The following is a 15958-nucleotide window of genomic DNA, read 5'->3' on the forward strand; positions in this document are numbered from 1 at the left end:
CAATGCCTTCTCGCTTAACTCCGCGTTCAACCTCGTCCGCCGCGCCTCAGGCGCCTGCTTTTTCGGTCATGTCTGATTTTTCCACACGTCTGATCGCGTGGCAGCGTCAGCATGGCCGGCATGATTTGCCGTGGCAGAACACGCGTGATCCGTATCGCATCTGGTTGTCGGAAATCATGCTGCAGCAGACGCAGGTGTCGACGGTGATTCCGTACTACGCGAAATTTCTCGCGCGTTTTCCGACCGTTGCCGCGCTCGCCGCCGCACCGTCCGACGACGTGATGGCGTTGTGGGCCGGCCTTGGCTATTACACCCGTGCTCGCAATCTGCATCGCTGCGCGCAAGTCGTGGTCGAGCAGCATGGCGGCGCGTTTCCGGCATCGGTCGAGGAACTGGCGGAATTGCCGGGCATCGGCCGGTCGACGGCGGCGGCGATCGCGTCGTTCGCGTTCGGCGCGCGCGCGACGATTCTCGACGGCAACGTGAAGCGCGTGCTCGCGCGCGTGTTCGGCGTCGAAGGTTTCCCGGGCGAAAAGAAGGTCGAAAACGCGATGTGGACGCTGGCGGAGTCACTGCTCCCGTCGAACGCATCGGACGCCGACGTCAGCGCTTACACGCAAGGCTTGATGGATCTCGGCGCAACGCTGTGCGTGCGTGGCAAGCCCGACTGCCTGCGCTGCCCGTTCGCCGCCGACTGCGTCGCCAACGTGACGGGACGTCAGCGCGTACTGCCCACGGCGCGTCCGAAGAAGACCGTGCCGACGCGCCGCACCTGGATGCTGGTGCTACGCGACGGCAATGCGGTGATGCTGGAGAAGCGCCCGCCGTCCGGTATCTGGGGCGGCTTGTGGAGCCTGCCCGAAGCCGCCGACGAAGCCGCGCTCGCCGAGCGTGCGCGCGCCTTCGGTGGCGACGGTGCGGTCTCGCCGCTTGCACCGCTCACGCATGTGTTCACGCATTTCAAGCTGGACATAGAGCCGCGGCTCGCGGAACTGGATCGTGGCGTGGGCGCCTTAGCCGCGCTGGGCGACGCCGACACCGCATGGGTCGCGCTCAGCGATCTCGATTCGTTCGGTGTGCCCGCGCCGGTGCGCAAACTGCTGGACGGTTTGCAGGGCTCGCTGATCTGATCAATCCGGCCGGGGCGCGGCCGCCGTCATCGTCACAGCAGTTGATGCTGCTGCATGTAGTGATGAACCACGTCGATTCGCGCGCCGGCGTCCTGCAATTCCATCAGCTTCTGGCGAGCACGCAGCGCAATCGGCAGCACTTCCGCTAGACGGTTCGACACCCATGACGGATCTTCGAGCCTGAACGGTTCCGCGAACGGCAAGCTTTCCGGATCCCGTTCGCGGATCGTCGCGATGATCCGTTCGAGCACCTCCGAGCATGCGCCGAATTTGGCCAGTTGGTCGTTGCCTTCGAGCGGCATGTCTTCGCCGAGCGGTTCCGCCATGCCGACCAGCAAACCACTCGACTCGACCCGATGTGACAGCAGGCGAAAACGCCGCGTGCCGCGTGCGCGAATCAGCAGCATGCCGAAGGCTTCGACATCGCACTCGTCGATTTCGGCGAGACAGCCGATTGCTTCGGGCACCGAAGGCTCTTCTGCGCGCGCCACCTCCGCGCCACTCTTCAGCAGGCACACGCCGAACGGCGTTTTCTCACGCAGACAGTCGCGGGCCATGTCGAGGTAGCGCGCTTCGAAAATCTTCAGCGGCAGCAGTCCGTCGGGAAACAGCACCGTATGCAGCGGAAACAGCGGCACATCGGCAAGCACAGTAGAAGAAGACATGGCGCAACGCTTCGAGTTGAGGCCGCGCGATGCGGCCGGTTAAGCCACTAACTTCGATGATTCGCCGGCTTCGACCGGCGCATCGCGGTGCCGCACAATGACATTCGCCGACGATGCGAGACGCGCGGCGAGCGTCTCCGCAATGAACACCGAACGGTGCTGGCCACCCGTGCAACCGATCGCGACGGTCAGATAACTGCGGTTGTCGTCGCGGAAATGCGGGAGCCACTTGGCGAGAAATTTTTCGATGTCGTCGATCATTTCATGCACGACCGGCAAGGCATCGAGAAAATCGATCACCGGTTTGTCGAGGCCCGTGAGCGGCCGCAATTCATGATCGTAGTACGGGTTCGGCAAGGTGCGGACATCGAACACGAAATCGGCGTCGAGCGGCACACCGCGCTTGAAACCGAACGACTCGAACATCAGCACGAGCCCCGAATCTTTCTGCTCGATGAAGCGCTTGACCCACGCGCGCAGCACGTTCGCGCGCAGATTGCTGGTGTCGATCTGATGGCCGAATTCGGCCAGCCCCGCCACGAGTTCACGTTCGCGTTCGATCGCTTCGGCGAGCGACGTGAGCAAGCCGACGTCGGCGTCGTGAGAGGTGGAACCGGACAGCGGATGGCGGCGGCGCGTTTCGGAGAAGCGTTGAATCAGCGACTGCGTGCTTGCGTTGAGGAACAGGACACGCACGTCGTGGGCACGCGACAGGTCGCGGATCATCGCGGGCATTTCGTCGAGCGAGGCGCTCGAACGCGCGTCGATCGCGACCGCGAGGCGGTCTTGCCCGTCCTCGGCGAGGTAGGAAGCCAGTTGCGGCAGGAAGCGCGGCGGCAGGTTGTCGACGCAGTAGTAGCCTGCGTCTTCAAGCGCGTTCAGGGCAACTGATTTGCCGGAGCCGGATATACCGGTGATCAGGATTATGCGCATGGAGTCGTCAAAACCGTACAGTTCATCATAGCATCTGGTCCCCGTGCGTGTACCCGCGGCCTGCCGTTGGCTGCGGGCGCGGCATGGTTTTGCGGACTCAGATCAGTTTGCCGGGAAACTGGCTGTCGGGGTCTTGCATCGCCAGACGCTGGCGATCCATGAAGTCGCGTAGCGTGTCGATGCCACGCAGTTGCAGGATCGTATTGCGCACGGCGGCTTCGACCAGCACGGCGAGATTTCGCCCGGCAGCCACCTGAATCGTGACTTTGCTGATCGGCAGGCCGAGCACGTCGACGGTCTGGCTTTCCAGCGGCAGCCGCTGGAATTCGCCATCAGGACGGCGGACCAGCTGCACGATCAGCTTGAGTTTCATTTTCCGGCGTACCGCGGTTTCGCCGAAAATCGTCTTGATATCGAGCAGGCCCAAGCCGCGCACTTCCAGCAGATTTTGCAGCAGCGGCGGACAACGCCCTTCGACGAAGTCGGGACCGAGGCGCACGAAGTCCACCGCGTCGTCGGCCACGAGGCCGTGGCCGCGGCTGATCAGTTCCAGCCCGAGTTCGCTCTTGCCGAGACCCGAGTCGCCGGTGAGCAGCACGCCCATGCCGAGGATGTCGAGAAACACGCCGTGCAGCGTGGCGCGCGGCGCGAGAATGCGCGACATGTAGAGACGCAGGCTGTCGATCACCGCGGCCGCGGACATCGGCGTGGTGAATAGCGGCGTGGACGAGCGCGTGCAGCGCAGGACCAGTTCCGGCGGCGCGGCGACGCCGCCCGCCACCACCAGAAACGGCGGTTCCAACGCGATCAGCTCGGCCATGTGGCGCGAGCGGTCTTCGTCGGTTTGGCGTTTGTAGTAGTCGATTTCGGCGTCGCCGAGCACCTGGATCCGGTTCGGGTGGATCAGGTTCAAGTGACCGACGAGGTCGGCGCTCGACGTGGCATTGGCGACCGATTCCGAAGAAAAGCCGCGCTCCCAGCCTTCATGCCCCGTCAGCCAGCTGAGCTTCAGCATGGCGGCGTTATCGTCGAAAATGCTTTGGGCGTTGATGCTGGACGTATCCATGAGTCAGTGACTCCAGTGTGGGCCGCTTGCCGGACAAAGCAACGGCCGCGCTAGCGCGGGCCGCTTACCTTGTCAGACGGTATCCGCACGCGGGCGGATCACCGGCGTGCGGATAACCGCCGATACATCAAGGTTGCCACTGAGTGAGCAGGCGATGCAATGATTCGCGGTCTTCTTCCGTGTGCAGGCGCTCGCGGGCTTCGCGATCGGACAGCAACTGGGCGATTTCCGAAAGGATTTCGAGGTGCTGTTGAGTGGCCTGTTCGGGCACGAGCAGGAAGATAAGCAGCGAGACCGGCTGACCGTCGGGCGATTCGAAGGGGATGGGTTCGGCAAGACGGACGAACGCGGCGAGCGGCTGCTTCAAGCCTTTGATCCGGCCATGCGGAATCGCCACGCCTTCACCAAGGCCAGTCGATCCGAGGCGCTCGCGCGCGAACAGATTGTCAGTGACCGTGCTACGGGCGATGCCGTTCTGGTTCTCGAAGATCAGGCCCGCTTGCTCGAACACGCGTTTCTTGCTGGTGACCGATAGTCCGACGACGACGTTCTCGAGGGGAAGAAATTTGGCTAAACGATTCATGTTGACAGGCGAAAACGTGGCCTGGGTTCTCCTCGCTGGGGCGTTTGAGTGGCGTTCCATTCGTTTGATGCTCACGGCGACGTGCGTTGGAGTCCGAAAGCGCAGGACTCCGGCCGACCGACTTCCCCTTGAGCTTACCTGACCCCGATGGTAACCGGAACATTATAGAACAGGGTAGCCACGGATGGTGCGGCGCGCCATCAATGCGTATTGAGTTCATTTTGAAGCGCCGGCACCTGGTGCGACGCCGCGCGAGAAGCGGTGTCCGGAAACAAAAAACCGCCCGGTTCCGGGCGGTTTCGCTGGTGAGAGAAAACGAAGATCTAACGAAGAAAACCCTCTAATTTCCCCTATTGCGGCGGCACATCTAGTTGCGGCGCCGGTTGATACTTGATCGCCTCATGCGCATGGCCTTGCAGGCGGTCCTTATGGCGGATGACTTGCCGGTCAAGCTTGTCGATCATCAGATCGATCGCAGCGTACAGGTCGCTGTCACAGCTCTCGACAAAGATGTCCTTGCCCTTGAGATGCAGGTTGATTTCAACCTTTTGACGCTTTTCCTTTTCCTTGTGGTTGTCGACCGAGAGGACCACACTGCCGTCGATTACCTGATCGAAATGTCTTAGCACCCTATCCAGTTTGGTGATCACGTATTCGCGCAACGCAGGCGTTACTTCGAGGTGGTGTCCACTGATCTGCAGATTCATAGTGCTTCTCCAAGCTAATGGCCGCTTGGTCCGCACGATGACGAAGGTCCGGTCGATCTGTCGGCTTGCCTGAGTCGCCCCCCGGTGACTGACTTCTGGCAGGTCGCATCGGCCGGCCTGTCCGCCAACTGCGGAGCGGCCGGTAAATGCCCGCCACGGAAGGCGACGGGCTACAGAGACTTGCGCAGGTTGACTGCCGGGATCTTGAGCGCTTCGCGATACTTCGCAACGGTACGCCGTGCGACCACGAAGCCCTGTTCCGCCAGCAGTTCGGCTATGCGACTGTCTGAAAGAGGAGATTTCGGGTTTTCCGCTCCTATCAGTTGCTTGATGAGCGCGCGGATCGCCGTTGACGACGCCGCGCCGCCCGTGTCAGTCGAAACGTGTGATCCGAAGAAGTACTTAAATTCAAGCGTCCCGAATGGGGTCAGCATGTATTTACCGGTTGTCACACGCGAGACAGTTGACTCGTGTAGGCCCAGCGTATCAGCAATTTCCCGCAAAACCAAGGGGCGCATGGCAATTTCGCCATGCACAAAAAAGCTCTTTTGACGCTCGACAATAGCCTGCGCCACGCGGAGGATGGTCTCGAAACGCTGCTGGATATTTTTGATCAGCCAGCGCGCTTCCTGCAGTTGCTGGCGCAACGAACCACTGCCCGGATCGCCCCGGTTATTGCGCAGAATATTCGCGTACAGATGGTTAATACGCAGCTTCGGCACCACTTCCGGATTCAGCTCGGCCTGCCAGCCCTGTGCCGTTTTGCGCACCATGATGTCCGGCACGACGTAGTCCGCTTCGGCCTTGCCGTAGGCGGCGCCCGGAAACGGCTCGAGCGAGCGGATCAGCACATGCGCATCGCGCAGATCGTCGTCGTTGGCCTTCAGATGCTTGCGCAGACGCGTGAAATCGCGCGCCGCGAGCAGTTCCAGATGGTGGGCGACGATGTCGAGCGCGAGCGTGCGCGTGGGCGATCCATCGAGCCGCAACAATTGCAGCTTGAGACATTCCGACGCGGAGCGCGCGCCGACCCCGGCCGGGTCGAAGCTATGCAGCAGCGCAAGCGCGGCGTTCATTTCGTCGAGGTCGACTTCGAGCTCTTCGGGCAGATCGGCCAGCACTTCTTCGAGCGTGGCGGCCAGGTAGCCGTCGTCGTCGAGCGATTCGATCAGGAAGGTGATCAGCGCCCGGTCGCGCTGGCCCGCCTGGGTGACGCGCAATTGCGCCATCAGGTGGTCGCGCAGCGAGGTGCTCGATTCGTGGATTTGCAGCGGCGGCAGATCGTCGTCGTCGGAGGCGTTGCCGGAGCGGCCGTAGTCGTCGAGATTCCATTGCGACGCGTCGCCGTTACCGTCGCCGGCTAGCCCGTTGTATTCGTCCACGCCCTGCGGCTCGCCGTTCTCGGCGCGCTCGCTGCTGCTGGACGAGGACGACGTATTGCCGCCCATCTGGTCGGGTGGCGCGGAAGAGTTGGGCGCCTGCGCGATCAGCGAGCCGTCGGCCGCCACGCGCAACGGGCTCGCGATCCAGTCGTCCTCGTTTTCGAGGAGCGGATTCTGCGAGATCGCCATTGCGACTTCCTGCTGCAATTCGAGCGTAGACAACTGAAGCAGCCGGATGGACTGCTGCAGTTGCGGCGTCAGCGCAAGATGCTGCGATAGGCGGAGTTGGAGGCTGGCTTTCATGGCAAGTTGAGATTCATTGTAGAGAGTTTGCCACGACCGCGATACCTTGCGACATTCGCAATTACGCGTGCGCCTGTTTTTAGGCGGCGATGGGCGCGAGACGGCCCAGGTCAAAAAACCGGGTGTGCGGTTGCCGCATAGGGGCCGGCGGGTGCGCGCTCGCACTGCCGGGAATCCCTCATGCGCTTACATGCGGAAGTGCTCGCCCAGATAGACGCGCCGCACGCTTTCGTTTTCGATGATGTCGCTGGGCGCGCCGGCGGCCAGCACGCTGCCGTCGCTGATGATATAGGCGTGATCGCAGATGCCGAGCGTTTCACGCACGTTGTGGTCGGTGATCAGCACGCCGATATTGCGCTGCTTCAGAAATTTAACGATCTTCTGAATTTCCAGCACGGCGATCGGGTCGACGCCGGCGAACGGTTCGTCGAGCAGAATAAAGCTCGGATTGGTGGCCAATGCCCGGGCGATTTCAACCCGGCGGCGCTCGCCGCCCGACAGCGACAGTGCCGGATTCTCGCGCAAGTGCGCAATCTGCAGTTCGTCGAGCAAGGCTTCCGTGCGGCTCGTGATGGTGTCCTTGCTGAGCCGCTTGCCGTTATCTTCGTGCTGCAATTCCAGCACCGCACGAATGTTTTCCTCGACGCTGAGCTTGCGGAACACCGAAGCTTCCTGCGGCAGATACGACAAACCGAGCGAAGCACGCTTGTGGATCGGCAGCAGGCTGATCGACTTGCCGTCCAGATCGATTTCACCGGCGTCGAGCGGCACGAGGCCGACGATCATATAGAACGAGGTGGTCTTGCCCGCGCCGTTGGGGCCGAGCAGACCGACCACTTCGCCGCTTTTCACGTCGAGCGATACGTCTTTGACGACCGTGCGCGAACCGTAACGCTTCTTCAGGTTGCGCACCACCAGCGAACTGCTGGTGCCGGCCGGCTTGCGATTGGGGAGGGACGCTGAGGTGCTCACTGGTTCGGCGCTCCGGGAATCGTCGTGGACGGCGCGAGCGTGGCCGACGCGCCGTTCAGCGGCGCGGCGCCGCCGTTGCGCGGCGACAGCATGGCGCGCACGCGGCCAGTCGGGTTGCCCGGGCCGGCGACGTCCTTGCCTGCCTTCGCGGTGTAGAAGTCGTTCTGGCCGTCATACGTAATGACGCTGCCGTGCACCTGGTCAATCACCGTGGAGAGGCCTTGCAGGCGCTTCACGGTGGCGTTGGTGGTGAGCGTGGTCAGATCCTGCTTGCCGTCGTAGTCGATCCGGATGGCCGTGCCTTCGATGTATTCGTCGAGGCCTTCGCGTTTCTGGCGGAAATACGACAGATTGCCGCCGCTCGAGGTGCCGGTGGCGTACTGATAGCCCTGCGGGTCTTGCGTCACTTCGACACGGTCGGCCTTGATCACGATCGTGCCTTTGGTGGCGACCACATGGCCGGTAAAGATGTTGACCTGCTTGAGGTCGTCGTAAGTCATGTTGTCCGCTTCGATGTTCAGCGGCTTGTCCTTGTCGGCACGATCCGCGTGCGCGAGCGGCGCGAAGCCGGCGAGCGGCAACGCGACGATCAGCGCAGCGAGTCCGGCGCGGCACGCGGACAGGGTGCGCGTGCGGCCGGTATCAAAACGGGGGAACGATTCGTTCATGCAGTCACGCCTGGAATGGATTACCCGGGTTGCTTGGGCGAGCTGCCGCCTGCTTCGGACGGGGCGATGTTGCCTTTCACGTTGCCGAACAGCTGCATCACCCGGGTGACGTTGTTGTAGTTCATGCCGCTGGCAGTCATCACCGACATGCCGCGCTGAAGTTTAACCGGCTTTTCAGTCTCGATCACATCGTCGTTGACCAGCACCCTAAAATGCTGCGAATCCGCTTGCATCTGCGGATCTCCGTAGCCGGGCGCCCGCACGATGCGCGCGTTGTCGTACAGATCGACGATGGACGCGTCGCCGTTCACCTTACCGGTATCGCCGGTTGCGGTGACGATCGGCTTGCCCGGCTGGAATGCGCGCATGGCCGGTTTGACCAGGTCGCTCAGTTCGTCGTCTTCGTAATGGATCAGCGACTGGGCGGTCAGCCGGTATTGCGTCGAGCCCGACTGATCGAGTTCGGACACCGAGAAGTTGTCGGCGAAGTAGTCCGGCGTGTGTTCCTTGGGACGCACCACGCCTTCGTTCTGCCGGGGCAGGGTGGCTTGCAGCAGCCACCACGTGATACCGGCGAGCGCGGCCATGGCGACCAGCGGAATCAGTGACGTCAGGCGAAACTGGTTCATCCGACGAGGCCCCGCTGTTCGCCGCTACAGGCAGCCGCGAGCAGCGCGTCGTATTTGTTCTGAGCGCGCAACAGCGTATCGACGACTTCGCGCGCCGCACCGTGGCCGCCGCGTGCTTCGCTGACCCAATGGGCACGCGCAATCACTTCTGGATGCGAATTGGCCGGCGCCGCTGCGAAGCCGACCTTCAGCATCACGCCGAGATCGACCCAGTCGTCGCCCATGTAGCCGCATTCTTCCGCACTGAAACCGGTTTGTTGCAAAAGGTCGGTGAACGCCTGCGGTTTGTCCTGCACGCCCTGATAGACGTGGCTGATATTCAGTTCCTTCACGCGCGCCGCCACGATGCCCGACTTGCGGCCGGTGATGATCGCCGTTTCGATGCCGGCCTGGCGCAGCAGCTTCATGCCGTGGCCGTCCATCGAGTTGAAGCCCTTCATCGTGTCGCCTTCCGCCGTGAATAGCAGACCGCCGTCGGTCAACACGCCGTCCACGTCGAAAATCATCAGCTTGACGCGGCTTGCGCGTTCGGTCGCGGTGGGAGGAGCGATGGCCATCAGATCACCTTCTTCGAGAACAGGTCGTGCATGTTGAGTGCGCCGATCAGCTTGCCTGCTTCGTCGACGACCAGCATCTGATTGATGCGGTGGCGCTCCATCAGTTCCACGGCTTCGACCGCGAGTTGATCCGGACCGATGGTGCGCGGGCCGGCGGTCATGACCGAGGCGATCGACAGTTCGCGGAAATCGCCGTCGCGTTCGAGCACGCGGCGCAAGTCGCCGTCGGTGAAGATGCCGGTCACGCGGTCGTCCTGATCGACGATCGCAGTCATGCCCATACGCTTGGCGGTCAATTGAAACAGCGCGTCGCGCACGGTGGCGTCGGGCGTGACCTTCGGCACCTGGTCGCCGGTGCGCATCACGTCACGCACATAAGTGAGCAGGCGCCGGCCGAGCGCGCCGCCCGGATGCGAGCGCGCGAAGTCGTCGCGGCCGAAGCCACGCGCGTCGAGGACCGCGACTGCAAGAGCATCGCCGAGCGCGAGCGCGGCGGTGGTGCTGGCGGTGGGCGCAAGATTCATCGGGCAGGCTTCTTTCGACACACCGGAATTCAGGTGCACGTCGGCCAGTTGTGCGAGACTCGATGACGGACGGCCTGTCATCGCGATCAGCTTCGCGCCGAGCCGCTTGATGAGCGGCAGGATCGCCACGAGTTCTTCGGTTTCACCGGAATTGGACAGCGCGAGGAACACGTCGTCGGCGGTGACCATGCCGAGGTCGCCATGACTGGCTTCCGCGGGATGCACGAAGAACGCCGGCGTGCCCGTGCTGGCGAGCGTGGCCGCGAGCTTGCGGGCCACATGGCCGGATTTGCCGATGCCGGAAACGACCACGCGCCCACGGCAACCCAGGATGAAGTCGACCGCCCCGACGAAACCATCGTCGAGTTGATCGCGAAGCGCGCGCACGGCGTCCGCTTCGATGTCGAGCACGTCGCGAGCGAGCGCGAGTGCCCGGTCGCCATTGATTTTCGCTATCATTCGCGAAGTATAGCAAAGGCGCCTGTTCGCCGCGCCGGGCCTGCTGTGCCAAGCCGCTGCCTTTATTGCTGCCTTTACCGGCCCCTCAACCTTGTCGCGCGGCGTTTTGCGTGCGCGGTTCCGCTGACGAACGAGGACGCTTTGCCGATGCGTTTTTGCCGATGATTTCCCCCCTCGAAATGACGCTGTTCCTGCTGCTGGCATCGGTAGCGGGCGTGGTGCTGTTTCGTTTTCTGAATCTTCCGCCGATGCTCGGCTATCTGACGGTGGGCATCGTCGTCGGTCCGCATGCGTTCGGTCTGATTCCCGACTCGGCGGGCGCGCAGAACCTCGCCGAGTTCGGCGTGGTGTTCCTGATGTTTTCGATCGGGCTGGAGTTTTCGCTCGCCAAGCTGCGCTCCATGCGCCGGCTCGTGTTCGGCCTCGGCCTGTTGCAGGTGATCGGCACGATCGCGGTGGCGGTCTCGCTCGGCTTCGTGCTGGAGCGCTGGGTGCACATCAGGTGGCAAGCGAGCGTGGCGCTGGGCGGCGCACTCGCCATGTCGTCGACGGCGATCGTCAGCAAGATGCTGGCGGAGCGGCTCGAGATCGAGACCGAGCATGGCCGCAATATCTTCGGCGTGCTGCTGTTTCAGGATCTGGCGGTGGTGCCGCTGCTCATCATCATCGCTGCGCTGGGCGGCAACTCCGAAGATCTCGTCAGCTCGCTCGGCGTGGCGGCCATCAAGATCGTCGTGGCGCTGTCGCTGCTATTGATCGTGGGCCAGCGCTTCATGACGCGCTGGTTCAACGTAGTGGCGCGCCGCCGTTCGCAGGAACTGTTCATTCTCAATCTGTTGCTGGTGACGCTCGGGTGCGCGTTCATCACGGACAAGTTCGGTTTGTCGCTCGCGCTCGGCGCGTTCATCGCCGGCATGTTGATCGCGGAGACGCCGTACCGGCATCAGGTGGAAGAGGACATCAAGCCGTTTCGCGACGTGCTGCTCGGGCTCTTCTTCATCACCACCGGCATGCTGCTCAATCCGCGCGTGATCTGGGAGCATCCGCTGATCGTGCTCGGTTTCCTGGTCGGCCCGATCCTGCTGAAGGCGATCATGGTGACGGGCCTCTCGCGCCTGTTCGGCGCGTCGCCGGGCGTCGCGATGCGCACCGGTATCGGCCTCGCGCAAGCGGGCGAGTTCGGCTTCGTGCTGCTGAATCTGATTCTCGACAAGCATCTCGTCGACGCCACCATGCTGCAGGCGATTCTCGCGGCCATGCTGCTGTCGATGCTGGCCGCACCGTTCATGATCCAGAACGCGGACCGGATCGTGCTGCGGCTGTCGTCGACTGAATGGATGATGCAGTCGTTGCAGATGACGCGCATCGCCACACAGAGCCTGAAGCAAAGCGGCCACGTGATCATTTGCGGCTACGGCCGGGCCGGGCAGAATCTGGCGCGCATGCTGGAGCACGAAGGTTTGTCGTACGTCGCGCTCGACCTGGATCCCGACCGTGTCGCGGCGGCCGCGGCGGCGGGCGAGTCGGTCGTGTTCGGCGATGCCGGGCGGCGCGAGTCGCTGCTCGCAGCCGGTATCCATCGCGCGGCCACGATTGCGATTACTTATGCGAATACGCCGTCGGCATTGCGCGTGTTGCACAACATCCACGAGCTGGAACCTACGCTGCCGGTCATCGTTCGTACCGTCGACGACGCCGATCTGGAAAAGCTGCTGGCCGCGGGCGCGACCGAGGTGATTCCGGAAATCGTCGAAGGCAGTCTGATGCTCGCCTCGCACACGCTCGTGGTGATGGGCGTGCCGATGCGGCGCGTGGTGCGCCGGGTCGAGGAAATGCGCGATGAACGCTACGCGCTGCTGCGCGGCTATTTCCACGGCGCCGACGACGTGGACGACGACGACGGCCACGAACAGGTGCGGCTACAATCGGTGCCGGTCGACGAAAACGCGGACGCGGTGGGCCGTACGCTCGCGGAACTCGGTCTGTTCGACGTGGGCGTCGAAGTGACGGCGATTCGGCGGCACGGGATCCGCGGCGTCGAGCCGGACCCGTCCACCAAGCTGCGCGCGAGCGACATCGTGGTGCTGCGCGGTCTGCCCGAACAGTTGGCGGAGGCCGAGGAACGGCTCTCGAAGCACCGGCGCGCGGGCGCCGCCGCGGCCTGACGCCTGCGCCCGGCCAGGCGCGCGCCTTGCGGGCTGCGCTGGTTTAGTTTTTCATCGGACCTGTCGAGGTCCATCCGGAGACATCATGTCCAACGCGCTCGCGAGCGCGCCGCTCGATGCGGCCGATTACATCAAAAGCCACATTCGCACGGTGCCCGACTGGCCGCAGCCGGGCGTGCAGTTTCGCGATATCACGCCGCTCCTGCAGGAGCCGAAGTCATTGCGCGTGCTGATCGATCTGTTCGTGCAGCGTTATATCGATGCCAAGCTCGACTACATTGCCGGGCTGGACGCGCGTGGTTTCATCATCGGGCCGATTCTCGCGTATGAGCTGAACCTCGGCTTCATTCCGATCCGCAAGGCGGGCAAACTGCCCTACAAGCGGGTCGCGCAATCGTATGAGCTTGAATACGGCACCGCGACCGTCGAGATTCATGAGGACGCCTGCAAGCCGGGCGACCGCGTCGTGATCATCGACGATCTGATCGCCACCGGCGGCACGATGATGGCCGGCAAGATTCTGCTCGAGCGCCTCGGCGCGGTCGTGGTGGAAGGCGCGGCGATTATCGATCTGCCGGAACTCGGCGGCTCGAAGCTGCTGCGCGAGGGCGGCCTCGCGCTGTATACGGTGACTGGATTCGACGGTCACTGATCACTCGCAGCCAAGCCGCTGTGAACTTCTTTCTGGTCACAAGAAGGTAAGAACGATGCCCAACTTCCTGCTGTTTCTCGCCACCTCGATTGCTATCACCATGGCGCCTGGCCCGGACAATTTGCAAGTGCTTGCGCGCGGTATCTCGCAGGGCCGCGCGGCGGGACTCGTCGCGGCGCTCGGCTTTGCGGCCGGCATCACGTTTCATACGACGCTGGCCGCGCTCGGCGTGGCCGCGTTGCTGCGCTCTTCGCCGGTGGCCTTTGAAGTCATCAAACTTGCCGGCGCCGCGTATCTGATCTGGATCGGCATCAAGGCGCTGCGCAGCCAGGGTCTCGCGACGGCGCACGAGCGCGCGCCGCAGCCGTTGATGGCGGTGTTTCGCCAGAGCGTGCTCGGCAATCTGCTGAATCCGAAGGTGACGTTGTTCTTCGTCGTGTTCCTGCCGCAGTTCGTGCAGCCGCACGGCGCGCAAAGCGTCACGCTGCAGATGCTCGAACTCGGCGTGCTGTTCATGTTGCAGACGGTGGTGGTGTTCTCGCTGTTCGGCGTGTGCGCGGGGATGATCGGCGGTTGGCTGAAACGCCGGCCGCGCGTGGGCGTGTGGCTCGATCGCCTCGCCGGTGCCACGTTCATCGCAATCGGGATTCGCGTGGCGTTGCGTGATTGATTGGGTCGATAAGGCACTACTCGATCAACCACAAAGGCCGCGAACAGCTTGGAGCTTCAAATGACTTTGCCTTGCATCACCGCCGCGCGCCGTTTCGACGTGCAGGCGCATGTGCCGTTCTGGATCGACGCCGAACAGGTCGGCTGGATCCGCGCAAGCGATGTGCCGCTGCTCGCGCGCTGGCCCGATGTGTTCGACATCGACCGCGCCCGCGTGACGCTGGCGCCCGCATTCAATACCGTCGATTTGCGCAGCGCCGCGCTCGGTTCCGTGATCGGCGCGCTCGCCGCCGAAGGCCGCATTCCGGGCTGGCGCAACGAGACCTACGCGATCCGCAATGCGTTCGATGCGCCGCCGCTCGCGTATATCGAACGCGCGGCGTCGCGCTTCTTCGGCACGATGACCTACGCGGTGCATCTGAACGGCGTCGTAGAATACGCAGATGGCGCGCCGCAATTGTGGATCGCGCGCCGCAGCGACACCAAGGCAACCGACCCGGGCATGCTCGACAATGTCGTCGCAGGCGGGATCGGCTGGGGTTTCGGCATCGAGGCGACGATCATCAAGGAGTGCTGGGAAGAAGCCGGCATTCCCGAAGAGATCGCCGCCCGCGCTGTAGCGGGCCGCACCGCGCATGTGCTGCAATCGTTGCCGGAAGGCACGCAGGCCGAACAGATTTTCATCTACGACCTCGCGCTGCCGGCCGATTTCGCGCCGCGCAATCAGGACGGCGAAGTGGGCGAACACCGGCTCGCGCGCATCGACGAAGCGGCGCGCTGGATCGAGGCGGGCGCGATGACCGTCGATGCGAGCCTGGCCACGCTGGATTGCCTGCTGCGCCGCCGCTGGATCGATGAGGACGCGTGCGCCGGCATCGAGGCCTTGTTCCTGCCGCCGGTATTTGCCTGAGCGCCGCATCGGTGCGCGCGCAACGACCATGCCGAAACACGCTGCACCGAACCAGACACACCGAACAAACCACGCATTGAAGAAGGGAGTCACCCAGGTCATGTCGACCGATCACAGCTTTATCCTCAAACTGTCGTGCGCCGACCGGCCCGGCATCGTTCACGCCGTGTCGGGCTTTCTGTTCGAGCGTGGCAGCAACATTCTCGACTCCGCGCAGTTCGGCGACAGCCGCACCGGCGAGTTCTTCATGCGCGTGCATTTCCAGCAGGTGGGCGGCGATCCGGGTCTGGAGGCGCTGCGCACGTCGTTCTCGGCGCTCGCCGAGCAGTTCGGCATGCGCTGGGAGTTGCACGATGCGTCGGTGAAGCCGCGCGTGGTGATCATGGTGTCGAAGATCGGCCATTGCCTGAACGATCTGCTGTTCCGCTACCGCACCGGCCAGTTGGGTATCGAGATTCCGGCGATCATCTCGAACCACAAGGAGTTCTACCAGCTCGCCGCCAGCTATGACATTCCGTTCCATCATTTCCCGCTGCTGGGCGCCACGCCCGACGCGAAGGCCGCGCAGGAAGCGCGCGTGCTCGAAGTGATCGACGAACATCAGGCCGACCTGGTGGTGCTCGCGCGCTACATGCAGATTCTGTCGCCGAAGCTGTGCGAAGCGCTGGCTGGCCGCGCGATCAACATTCACCACTCGTTCCTGCCGAGCTTCAAGGGCGCGAAGCCGTATTACCAGGCGTTCGACCGTGGCGTGAAGCTGATCGGCGCGACCGCCCATTACGTGACGACGGATCTCGACGAAGGTCCGATCATCGAACAGGAAGTGGAGCGCGTCGACCACAGCATGACGCCGGAGCAGCTCACGGCGATCGGCCGCGACGTCGAATGCGTGACGCTGGCGCGTGCGGTGAAGTGGCACGTGGAGCATCGCGTCGTGTTGAACGGCAGCAAGACGGTGGTATTTCGTTAAGAGCCGGTGCTAGC

17 protein-coding genes are annotated in these 15958 nt (G+C 63.3%); 6 read left to right on the forward strand and 11 right to left on the reverse strand.

Going from position 1 to position 15958, the window contains the following annotated elements; translation table 11 throughout:
• The first annotated feature begins 2 nt into the window (after nt 1-2).
• Complete coding sequence (mutY, locus tag PQR32_RS22275) at nt 3-1130, forward strand: A/G-specific adenine glycosylase (RefSeq protein ID WP_408231694.1); 1128 nt, start codon at nt 3-5, stop codon at nt 1128-1130.
• 32 nt (nt 1131-1162) lie between these two features.
• On the opposite strand, the gene PQR32_RS22280 is transcribed toward mutY, so the two are convergent.
• From PQR32_RS22280 to kdsD, 11 genes are all read right to left on the reverse strand, one after another.
• Nucleotides 1163-1795, reverse strand: coding sequence for an LON peptidase substrate-binding domain-containing protein (locus tag PQR32_RS22280; RefSeq protein WP_408231697.1), 633 nt, complete (start codon nt 1793-1795; stop codon nt 1163-1165).
• A gap of 39 nt (nt 1796-1834) precedes the next feature.
• Nucleotides 1835-2728 (reverse strand): RNase adapter RapZ, encoded by an 894-nt coding sequence (gene rapZ / locus PQR32_RS22285; protein WP_408231700.1) that lies wholly within the window; start codon nt 2726-2728, stop codon nt 1835-1837.
• A 97-nt stretch (nt 2729-2825) separates the two neighbouring features.
• On the reverse strand, nt 2826-3794 hold the full coding sequence (gene hprK, locus PQR32_RS22290) for an HPr(Ser) kinase/phosphatase (protein ID WP_012431656.1): 969 nt from the start codon (nt 3792-3794) through the stop codon (nt 2826-2828).
• A 127-nt stretch (nt 3795-3921) separates the two neighbouring features.
• Nucleotides 3922-4437, reverse strand: a complete 516-nt coding sequence (locus tag PQR32_RS22295) for a PTS sugar transporter subunit IIA (RefSeq protein WP_012431657.1) — start codon at nt 4435-4437, stop codon at nt 3922-3924.
• 290 nt (nt 4438-4727) lie between these two features.
• Nucleotides 4728-5084 carry a ribosome hibernation-promoting factor, HPF/YfiA family gene (gene hpf, locus PQR32_RS22300; protein WP_106282113.1) on the reverse strand — a complete coding sequence of 119 codons (357 nt, stop codon included), beginning with the start codon at nt 5082-5084 and terminating at the stop codon, nt 4728-4730.
• Between the two features lie 170 nt (nt 5085-5254).
• Entirely contained in the window at nt 5255-6769 is a 1515-nt protein-coding gene (locus PQR32_RS22305; protein ID WP_408231703.1) for an RNA polymerase factor sigma-54, read from the reverse strand.
• 186 nt (nt 6770-6955) lie between these two features.
• Nucleotides 6956-7741 carry an LPS export ABC transporter ATP-binding protein gene (lptB, locus tag PQR32_RS22310; RefSeq protein ID WP_408231706.1) on the reverse strand — a complete coding sequence of 262 codons (786 nt, stop codon included), beginning with the start codon at nt 7739-7741 and terminating at the stop codon, nt 6956-6958.
• Nucleotides 7738-8409 (reverse strand): lipopolysaccharide transport periplasmic protein LptA, encoded by a 672-nt coding sequence (gene lptA, locus PQR32_RS22315; protein ID WP_408231709.1) that lies wholly within the window; start codon nt 8407-8409, stop codon nt 7738-7740. The genes lptB and lptA overlap by 4 nt, the downstream gene beginning before the upstream one ends.
• 20 nt (nt 8410-8429) lie before the next feature.
• The gene (gene lptC / locus PQR32_RS22320; RefSeq protein ID WP_012431662.1) at nt 8430-9038 is read right to left on the reverse strand and encodes an LPS export ABC transporter periplasmic protein LptC; all 609 of its coding nucleotides are present in this window, start codon (nt 9036-9038) and stop codon (nt 8430-8432) included.
• Nucleotides 9035-9595: a KdsC family phosphatase gene (locus PQR32_RS22325; protein WP_408231712.1), complete on the reverse strand. Its 561-nt coding sequence runs from the start codon at nt 9593-9595 to the stop codon at nt 9035-9037. The genes lptC and PQR32_RS22325 overlap by 4 nt, the downstream gene beginning before the upstream one ends.
• Nucleotides 9595-10578, reverse strand: coding sequence for an arabinose 5-phosphate isomerase KdsD (gene kdsD / locus PQR32_RS22330; protein ID WP_408231715.1), 984 nt, complete (start codon nt 10576-10578; stop codon nt 9595-9597). The genes PQR32_RS22325 and kdsD overlap by 1 nt, the downstream gene beginning before the upstream one ends.
• A gap of 161 nt (nt 10579-10739) precedes the next feature.
• Between kdsD and PQR32_RS22335 the strand changes: the two genes are divergently transcribed.
• From PQR32_RS22335 to purU, 5 genes are all read left to right on the forward strand, one after another.
• Nucleotides 10740-12743: a monovalent cation:proton antiporter family protein gene (locus PQR32_RS22335; protein WP_408231718.1), complete on the forward strand. Its 2004-nt coding sequence runs from the start codon at nt 10740-10742 to the stop codon at nt 12741-12743.
• A gap of 85 nt (nt 12744-12828) precedes the next feature.
• Complete coding sequence (locus tag PQR32_RS22340; RefSeq protein WP_168792510.1) at nt 12829-13395, forward strand: adenine phosphoribosyltransferase; 567 nt, start codon at nt 12829-12831, stop codon at nt 13393-13395.
• A gap of 55 nt (nt 13396-13450) precedes the next feature.
• The gene (locus PQR32_RS22345) at nt 13451-14065 is read left to right on the forward strand and encodes a LysE family translocator (protein ID WP_106302063.1); all 615 of its coding nucleotides are present in this window, start codon (nt 13451-13453) and stop codon (nt 14063-14065) included.
• A 60-nt stretch (nt 14066-14125) separates the two neighbouring features.
• A complete protein-coding gene (locus PQR32_RS22350) occupies nt 14126-14974 on the forward strand; it encodes an NUDIX hydrolase (RefSeq protein ID WP_408231722.1) in 849 nt (282 codons plus the stop codon).
• A gap of 100 nt (nt 14975-15074) precedes the next feature.
• The gene (purU, locus tag PQR32_RS22355) at nt 15075-15944 is read left to right on the forward strand and encodes a formyltetrahydrofolate deformylase (protein ID WP_408231725.1); all 870 of its coding nucleotides are present in this window, start codon (nt 15075-15077) and stop codon (nt 15942-15944) included.
• Nucleotides 15945-15958 lie beyond the last annotated feature (14 nt).

Origin of the sequence: Paraburkholderia dipogonis (genome assembly GCF_046027395.1) — a bacterium.
In the GTDB taxonomy this organism is placed as follows: domain Bacteria; phylum Pseudomonadota; class Gammaproteobacteria; order Burkholderiales; family Burkholderiaceae; genus Paraburkholderia; species Paraburkholderia dipogonis_A.